Genomic DNA, 13,118 nt, shown 5'->3' with positions numbered 1-13,118 from the left:
CGCACCGGGCGTGGGTCTACTGGGCCCGGCTCACTGGTTCGGCGGGCGAACCGACCAGTCGCATGCCGCGGCCGGTGGCGCGCCGGAAGCGACGACCTGGTCCGGGTTCTGGTCGGCGAGCTCGAGGGCCCCGACGATGCCTGCCGCGGCGAGCAACGCCAGTGCGGCCGCGGGCAGCAGGGTGGTGATTCGGCGCCATTGCATGTTCGGAGGTCCTTTCGGTCGCCGGCCATGGTTCCTCGTTGCTCGGTCTCCAACAACGTACGTTCGGGGTCCGTGGCGGATTACCGTACTGGACGCGACAACATTCGTCGCGCCTTCGCCGGAAATGAATTCACCCCGCCCCCGGTAGCGGCTGCCGCCAGGCGTTGAGCTGGTGACGGAACGCGAGCGGATAACCTCGGATCGCGACGAATGTGCGCGGAATATGCAATGTGGTAAAGCGCCTTGTTTGTCTTGTTCAGACGGATCGGCCGCCGCCGGCACGGTCCCGGCGGGCGAGTACGGCGGCACGGCCGGCGAGGCCGACGGCGAAGACCGCGAGCCCGGCCACGACGGAGGTCCACGGCAGCGTCGCGGCGAGGATCAGGCAGCCGGCCAGGCCGAGGACCGGCACCCAGCGGCGCAGGCGCACCTCGCCGTCCCGCAGGGTGAAGGCCGCAGCGTTGGCGATGGCGTAGTAGACGAGTACGCCGAACGAGGAGAACCCGATCACCCCGCGGAGGTCGAAGCTGAGCACCAGCGCGCACACCACGACGCCGACGGCGATCTCCGCGTGGTGCGGGACCTGGTAGCGGGGATGCACGGCCGACAGCCACCCGGGCAGGTCGCGGTTGCGCGCCATGGCCAGCGTGGTCCGGCCGACGCCGGTGATCAGCGCCAGCAGCGCGCCGAGGCTCGCCACCGCGGCGCCCACGCTTGCGGCCGGCGCGAGCCAGGACAGGGACCCGGCCTCGACCGCGTCCCGCAGCGGCGCGGTCGAGGCGGCGAGCTCGGCGGGGTCCAGCACGAGCAGCAGGCCCACGGCCACCACGGCGTAGAGGACCAGGACGACGGCGAGAGCGGTACGGACCGCGCGCGGGATGGTCCGCACCGGGTCGCGGACCTCCTCGCCCAGGGTGGCGATGCGCGCGTAGCCGGCGAAGGCGAAGAACAGCAGCCCCGCGGCCTGCAGCGTCCCCACCACGCCGCCGCCCGTCCACAGCTGGGCGCCGAGGTGGTCCGCGGCGAGCCGGCCACCGCCGAACATCGCCACCAGGATCACGGCCAGCGCTACCAGGGTCACGGCCAGCAGGACCCGCGCGAGCCCCGCGGTCTTCGTGACGCCGAAGTAGTTGACCGCCGTGAACACGACCACCGCGGCCACGGCCAGCGGCCGGGCCAGGCCCGGTGTCACGTAGCTGGCGAAGGTCAGTGCCATGGCCGCGCACGAGGCGGTCTTCCCGACCACGAAGCCCCAGCCCGCCATGAAGCCCCACCACTCGCCGAGGCGCTCGCGCCCGTAGACGTAGGTCCCGCCGGACCGCGGGTACCGGGCGGCCAGCGCGGCCGAGCTGCTGGCGTTGCAGTAGGCCACCCCGCCGGCGATCACCAGGCCGATCAGCAGGCCGCTGCCGGCCGCGGCCGCGGCGGGCGCGAACGCCGCGAAGACGCCCGCGCCGATCATCGCGCTGAGCCCGATCACCACCGCGTCGGTGGTGCCGAGCCGGCGGGCCAGGTCAGGTTGGTCGGTGCTCACCGGGCACACCTCACCACACGAGCCGGGCACCGCCAACCGGGCGGTGACCGGCCCCGATGCGCACGGGCCGGTGTACCGAAAATGTACGGCGGCCGCTCAGGATCGCCGGCGTCCGACCGAAGGGAGAACTGCGACCCATGCGCACGCGTGTGAACGCCCGGGTGCCGCGGTACAACCGGATCGCCCATGACTACGACGCGATGTACGGCGCCGAGTGCGGCGTGATGCACCGCCTGGTGCTGGCCGAGATCGACGACCGCGACCTGGCGCCGGGGACCGTGCTCGACGTCGGCTGCGGCACCGGCGCGCTGCTCGAACTGCTCGCCCGGCGGCTGCCGGCGGCCGGGCTGACCGGCGCCGACCCGTCGGAGGGGATGATCCGCCGGGCGCGCGCCCGGCTGCCCTCGGCGCGGTTCGTGGTCTGCGGCGCGGAGGCGCTCGACGTCGACGACGGCGCGATCGACCTGGTGGTGTCCACCACGAGCTTCGGCCAGTGGGCCGACCAGGCCGCCGGCCTGCGCGAGGTCCGGCGGGTGCTGCGACCGGACGGGACCGGCGTCGTCATCGAGCACCGGCTGCCGAGCCTGCTGAAGCGGTTGATCTACCGGCTGCCCGACCTCGCCACCCCCGACACGATGGTGGGCATGGTCCGGGATGCCGGTCTGGTCGTGCACGACCAGCGGGTCGTGGGTGACGATTACCTCGTCACGGTGGTCGGCCGTCGACGATAGGCGCGTTCGGAAGTCGTCGGGCGGCAAGACAATTAGGGGCCCGTCGACCATTCGGTGTGCGCATTCGCGGCCAATTCGTTATCGGCCGCGAGGTCGTCGTTCGTCGAATTATCGAATCATCCTTCTCCGTCGGGCCCGGCTCATTATAAGGTCTCGAGTTCGACGATTTCTCTGCGAACACGGGAGTCGATGCTCGTGTGGTGCATTCCGTGGAGGGGCTGGCAGGCACATGTCCCGGGTTGACGTGCTGGTGCTCGGACCGGTCGCCGTCCGGGTCGACGGGCGGCCGGTGTCCCCGTCGGCCAAGAACGTCCGCGCGCTCCTCGGCCTGCTCGCCGTGGCCGGCGGCCGCGGTGTCTCGGACTCGGGGCTCGCCGAGGGGCTGTGGGGCGACCCGGCGAACGACGTCGGGCTGCGCGTTCTCGTGCACCGCACCCGGGGATGGCTGCGGGAGGCCGCGGGCGACGCGGTCGCGTTGCGCCGCACCTCCTCGGGGTACGTGCTGGCGGTCGAGTCGGGCACGTGCGACGTCGAGGTGTTCCGGGAGACGGTTGCCGGCGCGTTCGAGCACCACGGTGCCGAGCGAGCCGTGGTGCTGGAGTCCGCGCTGGCGCTGTGGCGCGGGCGTCCCCTCGACGATGTCCGGGTCCCCGCGGTCGAGACCACGCACCGGCCGGCCCTGGAGCAGGCCAGGATCGCGGTGGTGGCCGACTGCGCCGAGGCGTGGCTGGCCGCCGGCCACGGTGAGCGGGCCGTGTCGATGCTCGAGCCGGTGGTCGAGCGCCACCCGTTCGACGAGGCCGCACACAGCGTGTGGATCGAGGCGCTCGCGGCGTGCGGTCGGCAGGCCGACGCGCTCGCCGCGTACGGCGGGCTTCGGCTGCGGTTGCGCCAGGAACTCGGCATCGACCCGACCAAGCGGGTCACCCGCGCGCTCACCCGCGCGCTGAACCAGCAGCCCCCGGACCGCGCGCCAGACCCCCGGTCGGACCGTGGCCGGCCGGTCACCGCGCAGCTCCCGGCCGCGTTCGGCGGGTTCCGCGGGCGCGAGGCGCAGCTGCGCCAGCTCGACACCCTGGTGTCCGGTGTGGACGGCCCGGGCCCCGCGATCCAGGCGATCGTCGGCGCGGGTGGTGCCGGCAAGACGGCACTATCCGTGCGGTGGGCGCACAAGGTCGCCGACCGGTTCCCGGATGCCCAGCTCTACCTTGACCTCCGCGCCACCGCGCCGGCGGCGCCGGTCCGCCCGATCGACGCGCTGACCCGGTTCCTGCGCACGCTCGGCGTGCCGCGCACCCGGGTGCCGGCCGACCTCGACGAGGCGAGCGCGTTGTTCCGGTCGATGCTGGCCACCCGGCGGGTGCTGATCCTGCTCGACGACGCCCGCGACCCGGCCCAGGTCCGTCCGCTTCTGCCCGGTTCGCCCGGCTGCCTGGTGCTGGTCACCAGCCGGGACCCGATGGCCGGGCTGGTCGCGCTCGACGGCGCCGCGCTGCTGCGGCTGGACACGGCCGACACCCTCGACGGCGAACGGGTCTCCGCGTAGCCGACCGGAGCCGCGGGTTTCGCGGCTGTGGCGAACAAAAGTGAAATGTAACAGGCCTGTAAGTGGCCCTCCCTACCGTTCTCCCCGAGCGCGGCGCGACGAGCGAACGCACCGTACGTGTTGCGATACGGAGTGGGAGTCATGCGAATCAACGTGCTCGGGCCCATGGAGGTTCGTATCTCCACGGTCGTACCGGACATCAAGGGCGCCAAGCGTTACGCGCTGCTCGCCGCCCTGCTGCTGCAGCCCGGCCGGGTGGTCACGAGGGCCAGGCTGATCGACGCGATCTGGGACAGCTCGCCGCCCTGCTCGGCCACCGCGAACATCCGGACCTATGTGTCCGACCTGCGCAAGTCCCTGGGCAACACGGCTGACGGGCGGCCCAGGCTGGTCAGCGACCCCACCGGCTACGCGATCGACGTGCGGCCCGACGAGCTCGACCTGCTGGACTTCGAGAAGCTCGCCGACGAGGGCGTGGCCGCGGCCAACCGGGGCGACACGGGCCGGGCGGCCCGCTGCCTCGGCGGCGCGATCCGGCTGTGGCGCGGGCGGCCCTTCGACGGGATCGAGCTGGGGTCCTGGGCCCAGGCGCGGATCACCGCCCTGGAGGACCGCCGGTGCGAGGTGCTGTCGTCGTGGGTCGACGCGCGGCTGGCGCTGGGCCGGCACGACGACCTGCCCGCCCGGCTGCGCGAGATGCTCGCCGAACGGCCGCTCGCCGAGCACACCTGGGCCCAGCTGATGACCGCGCTGGAGCGGGCCGGCCGCAGGCCCGATGCGCTGGCGGTGTTCGCCGAGGCACGCGCGGTGCTGCGCCGCGACCTCGGCATCGAGCCGGGTGCGGAGCTGTGCCGGGTGCGGCAGCGGATCCGCACCTCGGGCCAGCCGGGACCTGCCGGCGCCACCCGCGCGCGGTCCGCCTCCCTGCCGAGCCGCCCGTGCGCGCTGCCCGCCGTCCCCCAGGTGGTGGGCCGCGCGGCGGCGCTCGCCGGCATGACGTCGGTCCTGCGCCTGCCCGCGGGTGGGCCGATCGGCGTCGAGCTGTCCGGGCCGCCGGGGGTCGGCAAGACCGCGCTCGCGGTCGCCGCCGCACACCGGCTACGGCCGTCCTTTCCGGACGGTCAGCTCTACCAGACGCTCGGCGGCACCACCGGCCGGCCGAAGGAGCCGGCGGACGTGCTCGCCTCCCTGCTGCGGTCCCTCGGCATCGCCGCGTGGGAGATACCGGACGCGGTGGAGTACCGCTCGGCGCTCTTCCGCGCCACCGTGGCCGAACGCCGGGTGCTCGTCGTGCTCGACGACGCCTGGGACCACGCGCAGGTCCGGCCGCTGCTCCCGGGCACGGGAGAGTGTCGGGTCATCGTGTCCGGCCGGTGCGGCCTGACGATGCTGGAGGGCCTGCGCCGCACCCGGCTCGGCCCCCTGTCGCTCGGTGAGGCCGTCGGGCTGCTACGCGGGGTGGTCGGCGCCGAGCGGATCGCCCGGGAGCCGGACGCGGCCCGCCGGATCGCGCGGGGCTGTGCCCTGGTTCCGCTGGCGCTCAAGGTGGCGGCCGCGCGGCTGGCGATGCGGCCGCGCTGGCCGTTGGCGGACCTGGCGGACCGGCTCGGGGACAACCGGACCCGGCTCGACGAGCTGATCTGTGGGGACCTGTCGGTGCGGGCCGGGCTGGAGCCGAGCTACCTGGCGCTGCCCGAGGAGGAGCGCCGGGCCGTCCGGCTGATCGCGACGCACGGTTCCGGGGTGCTGCCCGGCGAGGCGGCCGCGGCCGTGCTCGACCGGCCGCCGGCCCGGTCGGACCGGATCATCGAGCACCTGATGTGCGCCAACCTGCTCGATGCCGTGGAGGTCCGGGACGGCCGCGCGCCGTGGTACCAGCTGAACGAGCTGTTCGCCCTGTACGCGAGGGAACGCGTGGCGGCCGGGTCGCTGGTGGCCGAGCCGGCGTGACCGTCCGACCGGCTGGCGAAGGGAACGCGGGATGAGCGGCACGAACCTGTCGGTGGGCCAGCAGGCGGTGTGGTCCGGTGCTGAAGCCGGCCCGATCCGGGCGACGTTCGACCTCGACGGGCCGGTCGACCTTCAGGCGCTCGACCACACGCTGGCCGCGGTGGTGCGCCGGCAGGAGGCGCTGCGCACCTACTTCCGTGTGCTGGACGGCGAACCGGTGCGGCTCGTCGCCCGGAACCTGACCGTGCCGGCCGGTGTCGTCGACCTGTCCGGGACGGCGCGGCAGGACCGGGCGGCCGCGCTGCGGCAAGCCCTGCGGGCCGACGCCGAGCGGCCGCTGCCGGTCACGGCCGCGCCGTTGTTCCGGGTCACCCTGATCCGGCTGGACGGCGGGCGAAGCGTGCTGTCGGTGGTGCTGCACCGGTTGATCGCGGACGAGTTCTCACCGGCGATCCTGCTCGACGAGCTCGCGACCGCCGACCCGCGGCCACTCGCGCGGCTCGGTGAGCTGCTCGCCGGGCGGCGGCGATGGCTGACGACGGCCGAGTACGCGACCCAGCTCGCGGCCGGTGTCGCCGACCTCGAGGGGAGCCGGGCGATGCGCCTCCCGGCGGTCGCTGGACCGTCCCGTGTGGACAGCTCGGTGGAGCTTCCGCTGGCGCTGGTGGACACGGTGGCGGCGGCCACCGGGGTGGCGAGTCGGGACGTGCTGCCGGCCGCCGTCGCCGTGCTGCTGTCCCGGCTGTCCGGCCAGGTCGACGTCCGCCTCGGCGTGCTCGATGACCAGCGGGCCGATCCGGGCACGGAGAACCTGATCGGCCCGCTGGCCGCCGTGCTGCCGGTCCGGGTGAACCTCGGCGGCGCGCCGACCGTGCGGGCCGCGTTCGGCCTGGTCGCCGCAGCGCACCGGGACGCGCTCGGGCGGGTGCGGGTCCCGGTCGAGCGCCTTGCCGCGGAGCTGGACGTCGCGCGGGACGAGCTGGTCGAGGCCGCCGTCCTGGTCGAGGACCCGGGCCGGTACGCCGTCCTGGCGGGTGCACGGGTGTGCCGGGGCGGCCTCGACAACCCGGCACGGCCGCTGACCTTCAGCTGCGTGGTGGACGAGGACACCGTGACCGTCCGGGTGACCGGCGACGGCCGGTTGCTCCCGAGGCTCCGCACCCTGCTCGAGGCCGCGGCGTCCACTGTGGACGACCTGGTCGGCGACCTCGACGTGCTGCCGGCCGAGGAGGCCGTGGTCCTCGACCGCTGGGCCCACGGCGTCGCCGCGCCGGAGCCCGAGCCGTCCGTCGTCGAGCTGGTCGAGGCCGTGGCGGCCCGCGAGCCCGACGCGACCGCCGTGGCCCTCGGCGCCGAACGGCTCACCTTCCGGCAGCTGAACGAGCGCGCCAACCGGCTCGCCCGCGTGCTGCGGGCCCGCGGCGCCGGGCCGGAGACCCGGGTCGCCGTGTGCCTTCCCCGGTGCCCGGACCTGCCGGTGGCGTTGCTCGCCGTGCTCAAGGCCGGCGCGGCCTACGTGCCGCTCGACCCCGCGCACCCGCCCGGCCGGCTCGGGTTCGTGGTCACCGACAGCGGTGCCGGGCTCGTCGTCACGGTCGCGGACCTCGCCGACCGGGTCCCGGTGCCGCCGCGGCGGGCCGTCGTGCTGGACCGGGACACCGCGGAGCTGGCCGCGCAGGACCGGACCGACCTGTCCGTGCGGGTCCACCCGGACGGGCTCGCCTACGTTCTGCACACCTCGGGCTCGACGGGCGTCCCCAAGGGCGTCGCGGTCACCCATCGCGGCCTGACCAACTACGTCGGCTGGGCCACCTCGGCATACCGGGTGGCGGAGGGAGCCGGGTCGCCGCTGCACACCTCGGTCGCCTTCGACCTCGCCGTCACCTCCGTGTTCCCCGCCCTGGCGGCGGGCCGCACGGTGTTCCTCGCTGGCGCGGACGGCCCTGGCGTGACGGCGCTCGCCGTGGTGCTGCGGGAGTCCGGGCCGAGCCTGGTGAAGCTCACCCCGGCACACCTGGAGCTGCTGGGCGACGCCCTCGAACCCGGCGAGCTGGCGGGCCACCGGCTCGTGGTGGGCGGGGAGGCGCTGCCCGGCGAGGCGCTGCGGGCGTGGACCGCCGGTGCGCCCGACTCCGTGGTGGTCAACGAGTACGGCCCGACCGAGACGGTGGTCGGCTGCTGCGTGCACCAGGTCGCCGCGGGCGATGCCGGCCCGGGGCCGGTGCCGATCGGCCGGCCCATCCGCAACACCCGGCTCCACGTGCTCGACGCGGCGGGGCGCCGGGTGCCCATCGGGGTGGCTGGGGAGCTGTACATCGGCGGCGCGGGGGTGGCCCGCGGCTATCTCGGCCGCCCCGGGCTGACCGCCGACCGCTTCGTGCCCGATCCTTTCGGCCGCGAGCCCGGCGCCCGGTTGTACCGGACCGGCGACCTCGTGCGGTACCGGTCCGACGGCACGCTGGATTTCCTCGGCCGGGCCGACCATCAGGTGAAGGTGCGCGGGCACCGCATCGAGCTCGGCGAGATCGAGGCCTCGTTGCTGCGCCACCGCAACGTCCGCGCGGCCGCGGTGCTCGCCAGGGAGGACCGGCCCGGGGACCGGCGGCTGGTCGCCTACGTCGTGCCCCACAAGGCGCCGGCGCCGGCGACGCTGGGTGAGTTCCTCGGCCGCACCCTGCCCGCGCACATGGTCCCGGCCCACTACGTCGAGCTGCCCGAGCTTCCGCTGACCCACAACGGAAAGGTCGACCGCGCGGCGCTGCCGCCACCGGGTGCGTCCGGCGCGGTCGCGGCGGACCCGGTCACCCAGGAGCTGGTGCGCGACACGGTGGTCGAGGACGACCTCACCCCCGCCGGCCTGCCGCTCGCGGACATCCTGGACCCGCGGCACATCCTGCTCACCGGCGGCACCGGGTTCCTCGGCGCGTTCGTGCTCGAGGAGCTGCTGCGCGCCGGCACCGCCACCGTGCACTGCCTGGTCCGCGCGGACACCGCCGGGCTGGGCATGGCGCGGCTGGTCGACACCTTGCGCGGCTACGGGATCTGGGAGGAGCGCTACCGGCGCCGGCTCGTCGCGCTGCCCGGCTCACTGGAGGAGCCGGGGCTCGGCCTGACCGCCGACCGGTACGCCGAGGTCGCCGCCACCGTCGACGTGATCTACCACTGCGGCGCGCAGGTGAACTTCATCTACCCGTACTCCGCGCTGCGCGCCGCGAACGTGCTCGGCACGAAGGAGGTGCTCCGGCTCGCCTGCCACGTCCGCGCGAAGGCCGTGCACCATCTGTCCACGATGGACGTGTTCATGCACGGCACCGCGCGACGGATCGTCGAGGACGGTGCCATCGACCCGTCCGAAGTGGTCGGTGGGTACGACCAGAGCAAGTGGGTGGCCGAGCAGCTGGTCGCCACGCTCGGCGAGCGCGGGCTGCCGGTGGTGCGCTACCGGCCGTGGACCATCCTCGGGCACAGTGGCACCGGCGCCACCAACCCCGCGGACTTCTCCTGCGTTCTGTTGAAGGGCTGCGTCCAGCTCGGCGTCGGGCCCGACCACGCGCTCACGATGAACCTGATGCCGGTGGACTTCGTGAGCCGCGCGATCGTGCACGTGTCCCGGCAGCGCGCGTCCTTCGGCCGGGCGTTCCACTTCCGCAACACGAGCACGGTGTCGTTGCGCGACATCTGGGACTGGGTCGCGGAGTTCGGCTACCGGTTCGAGGTCGTGTCCGACGCGACGTGGCGGCGCACGCTGCGTGCGGTGGACAGCGCCAACGCCCTGTTCCCGGTGGTTCCCTTGCTGCTGCGGGACGACTTCGTCGATCCACGCGGCATCCCCGAGGTCGGCGCGCCGGAGATCTGCACCCGCAACTCGGACTCGGCGCTGGCCGGCAGCGGCATCGACTGCCCGCCCATGAGTGCCGAGCTGGGCCGCAAGATCCTGGCGCACCTGGTGCGCGCCGGTTTCCTCGAGGCACCGGCCGTCCACGCGTAGCTCTCGTGTACGGGAAATGTACGGCGGCACGGAACGGTATCGCCATGGGAGAGAACGGAACCGCGACCACCGAGCAGGTTCACCTGCTCCACGAGCTGGTCGAGCGGCAGGCGGACCGGACGCCCGGCGCGTGCGCGGTCACGCACCTCGGCGCCGACCTCACCTACGCCGAGCTGGACGGCTGGGCCAACCGGCTCGCGCACCGGCTGCGCCGGGCCGGGGTCGGGCCGGAGACCGCGGTGGCGGTCATCGCCGAGCGGTGCACGGAGACGGTGGTCGCGCTCCTCGCCGTGCTGAAGGCGGGCGGGGTGTACGTGCCGATCGACCCCGCGAACCCGCCGCGGCGGTTCCACTTCCTGATGGCCGACTCCGCGGCGACGGTCCTGGTGACCCCGGAGGCGTCGGCCGGTGCGGCGCCCGACGGGGAGTGGACCACGATCCTGTCCGACCCGGAGCACCTGGCGGACGAGCCGGACGCTCGGCCGGACGTCGCGGTCTCGCCGGGGAACGCGGCGTACGTGATCTACACGTCGGGCTCGACCGGCGAGCCCAAGGGCGTCATCGCGGCCCATCGCCAGGTCGTGCACACGACCCTGGCCCAGCACGACTACGACCGGCCCGCCCCGGCGTCGTTCCTGCTGCTGCTGTCGTTCTCCTTCGACGCCAGCGCGGTCGGTCTCTACTGGACGCTCGCGACCGGCGGCCAGCTCGTGATCCCCTCCCCGGAGGAGCTTCGCGACCCGCGTGCGCTGCGCGACCTGATCGCCCGGCACCGGGTGACCCACCTGGACTGCACGCCCTCGCTGTACTCAGTGATCCAGGCCGACGACCCGGCCCCACTGGCCAGCCTGCACTGCGTGATCGTCGGCGGCGAGGCGTGCCCGCGCGCGCTCGTCGAGCGCCACCACCAGCTGCTACCGGAATGCCTGCTGGTCAACAACTACGGCCCCACCGAGACCACCGTGTGGACGACGACCGCCACCCTCCGCGGCGGCGACCCCGACGGGCCCGTGCCGATCGGCGACCCGATCGCGGGTGCCGGTGCCTACCTGCTCGACGAGGACCTGCGGCCGGTGCCCGACGGTACGGATGGCGAGCTGTTCATCGGCGGCGGCGGGGTGGCCCGCGGCTACCACGAGCGGCCTGGCCTCACCGGTGCGCGGTTCCTCCCCGACCCGTGGAGCACCACGCCCGGCGGGCGGATGTACCGCACCGGCGACCGCGCCCGCCGGCTCGCCGACGGCCAGCTGGAGTTCCGCGGCCGCGTCGACCACCAGGTCAAGCTGCGTGGCTTCCGGATCGAGCTGGCCGAGGTGGAGCACGCGCTGGTGGGCCATCCGGCCGTCAGCGAGGCCGCGGCCGACATCAGGACGCTGGGCACGAGCCAGATCCTGGCGGCCTGGCTGTCCGGTGTGGACGGTGCGCCGGTCGACCCCGACGAGGTGCGGGAGCACCTGGCCGCTCTGCTCCCCGGACACATGGTCCCCGCCCGGCTCGTAGTTCTCGACGCGCTGCCGCGCAATGTCGCCGGCAAGGTCGACCGCGGTGCCCTCGCCGACCCGGAACCGGTCGGCCGGCCCGGCACGGACCGGGAGATGACCGCGCTGGAGACCGAGGTGGCCCAGCTGGTCACCGAGATCCTCGGCATCGAGGCCATCGGGGTGCTGGACAGCTTCTTCGCCGTCGGCGCCAACTCGCTGCACCTGGCGCGCCTGGCGCTCGGCCTGTGGAGCCGGTTCGGCGTGAGCATCCCGATGCACCAGCTGTTCGAGGTGCCGCACGTTGGCGGCGCCGCCGCGATGATCGAGGCCGCGCGCCGCAGCCAGGCCGACGCCACCGCGAGCCTCGCCGACGTTCTGGCCGATACCGACCTCGACGAGTCCATCCGCCCGGCTGAGGGCCTGCCCGCGGCGAACTGGCACGCTCCCGAGCACATCCTGCTCACCGGGGCCACCGGCTACCTCGGCGCCTTCCTCCTGCTGGAGCTGGTCGAGCGGACCGACGCCACCGTCTGGTGCCTCGTGCGCGCGGACTCCGCGGCGGCCGGCAAGGAGCGGATCCGCGAAGTCATGCGGACCTACCTCATCTGGGACGACTCCTTCGACGACCGGATCGAGGCGATCGTCGGCGATCTCGCCGAACCGAGCCTCGGACTGGGCGAGGACGGGTTCACCCGGCTCGGCCGGATGATCGACTCGATCTACCACTGCGGCGCGCTGGTCAACTTCGTGTTCCCGTACAGCGCGCTCAAGGCGGCCAATGTGGACTCCGTGGCCGAGATGCTGCGCCTCGCGGTCAGCGAGCGGCTCAAGGCGGTGCACTACGTGTCGAGCATCGACGCGTTTCTGCACACCGGCCGAGACCGCCCGTTCCTGGAGAACGAGGAGCTGGTGCCCCTCGAGGTGCCCGAGGCCTACGCGCGGACCAAGTGGGCCGGTGACCACCTCGTCCGGATCGGCCGCGCCCGCGGCATCCCGACCACGGTCTTCCGGCCCGGCATGATGATGAGCCACAGCGAGACCGGCGCCACGCAGACCAGCGACTATCTGCTGCTGCAGATCAAGGGCCTGCTGGAGTTCGGCGTGGTGCCGGCCATCGACTACCTCTTCGACGCGATCCCGATCGACTACGCCGCCAAGGCGATCGCGCACGTCTCGCTGCGGCCGGAGTCCCGCGACCGGGACTTCAACCTGTGGAACCTGAACCCGGTGCCGCTCGAGGTCGTCTACGAGTGGGTCCGGTCCTTCGGCTACGCGTTCGAGACCGTGCCGCTGGAGACCGCCGTCCAGCACCTGGTGTCACTCGGGCCGGACAACCCGCTGTTCCCGTTGCTGCCGTTGCTGTTCGAGGAGCGGGTGCGGTCGGTGCTGCCGGCGTTCACCCGTGAGGTGCTCGAGGGCGTCGACCTCCGGGAGGAGTGCGCGAACACGCTGACCGTCCTGCGGGACACCGGCATCGAGTGCCCGCTGATGACGGCCGACCTGGCGCACAAGTGCTTCTCCTACATGGTCGACATCGGCTTCCTGCCCACGCCGGCCGAGCAGCGCGCCCGGCTCGCCGGCAAGTCGCAGTCGGTCTCCTGAGGGGCTCACTCGATGACACTGGTCCTGCTGCAGCCCACCAGCCTGCCGCGCAGCGAGCGGGAGCTGCGGGGCACGCCCGACG

Annotated in this window: 7 protein-coding genes; 5 read left to right on the top strand and 2 right to left on the bottom strand. The window is 73.8% G+C overall.

The window, feature by feature from the left end; all coding sequences use genetic code 11:
- Positions 1–30: 30 nt before the first annotated feature.
- Positions 31–204, bottom strand: coding sequence for a hypothetical protein (locus VGD70_RS22815; RefSeq protein WP_331084557.1), 174 nt, complete (start codon positions 202–204; stop codon positions 31–33).
- A 256-nt stretch (positions 205–460) separates the two neighbouring features.
- On the bottom strand, positions 461–1,738 hold the full coding sequence (locus VGD70_RS22810) for an APC family permease (protein WP_331084556.1): 1,278 nt from the start codon (positions 1,736–1,738) through the stop codon (positions 461–463).
- A 137-nt stretch (positions 1,739–1,875) separates the two neighbouring features.
- Here VGD70_RS22810 and VGD70_RS22805 point away from each other — a divergent pair, with 137 nt between their 5' ends.
- The 5 genes from VGD70_RS22805 (at position 1,876) to VGD70_RS22785 (ending at position 13,036) form a co-directional block, all read left to right on the top strand.
- A complete protein-coding gene (locus VGD70_RS22805; RefSeq protein ID WP_331084554.1) occupies positions 1,876–2,469 on the top strand; it encodes a class I SAM-dependent methyltransferase in 594 nt (197 codons plus the stop codon).
- A 229-nt stretch (positions 2,470–2,698) separates the two neighbouring features.
- On the top strand, positions 2,699–4,015 hold the full coding sequence (locus VGD70_RS22800; protein WP_331084552.1) for an AfsR/SARP family transcriptional regulator: 1,317 nt from the start codon (positions 2,699–2,701) through the stop codon (positions 4,013–4,015).
- Between the two features lie 141 nt (positions 4,016–4,156).
- Positions 4,157–5,965, top strand: coding sequence for an AfsR/SARP family transcriptional regulator (locus tag VGD70_RS22795; RefSeq protein ID WP_331084550.1), 1,809 nt, complete (start codon positions 4,157–4,159; stop codon positions 5,963–5,965).
- A gap of 31 nt (positions 5,966–5,996) precedes the next feature.
- The gene (locus tag VGD70_RS22790; RefSeq protein WP_331084548.1) at positions 5,997–9,953 is read left to right on the top strand and encodes an amino acid adenylation domain-containing protein; all 3,957 of its coding nucleotides are present in this window, start codon (positions 5,997–5,999) and stop codon (positions 9,951–9,953) included.
- A 44-nt stretch (positions 9,954–9,997) separates the two neighbouring features.
- Positions 9,998–13,036: an amino acid adenylation domain-containing protein gene (locus tag VGD70_RS22785; RefSeq protein ID WP_331084547.1), complete on the top strand. Its 3,039-nt coding sequence runs from the start codon at positions 9,998–10,000 to the stop codon at positions 13,034–13,036.
- Positions 13,037–13,118: the final 82 nt, after the last annotated feature.

Origin of the sequence: Actinophytocola sp. (assembly GCF_036402745.1) — a bacterium.
Classification (GTDB): domain Bacteria; phylum Actinomycetota; class Actinomycetes; order Mycobacteriales; family Pseudonocardiaceae; genus Actinophytocola.
The sequence above is the reverse complement of the archived record's forward strand: the minus strand, read 5'-3'. Positions and strand labels throughout refer to the sequence as shown.

Coding starts and splice junctions, on each gene's coding strand:
- VGD70_RS22815 (WP_331084557.1), bottom strand. CDS start 204: ATGCAATGGCGCCGAATCACCACCCTGCTGCCCGCGGCCGCACTGGCG.
- VGD70_RS22805 (WP_331084554.1), top strand. CDS start 1,876: ATGCGCACGCGTGTGAACGCCCGGGTGCCGCGGTACAACCGGATCGCC.
- VGD70_RS22800 (WP_331084552.1), top strand. CDS start 2,699: ATGTCCCGGGTTGACGTGCTGGTGCTCGGACCGGTCGCCGTCCGGGTC.
- VGD70_RS22795 (WP_331084550.1), top strand. CDS start 4,157: ATGCGAATCAACGTGCTCGGGCCCATGGAGGTTCGTATCTCCACGGTC.
- VGD70_RS22790 (WP_331084548.1), top strand. CDS start 5,997: ATGAGCGGCACGAACCTGTCGGTGGGCCAGCAGGCGGTGTGGTCCGGT.
- VGD70_RS22785 (WP_331084547.1), top strand. CDS start 9,998: ATGGGAGAGAACGGAACCGCGACCACCGAGCAGGTTCACCTGCTCCAC.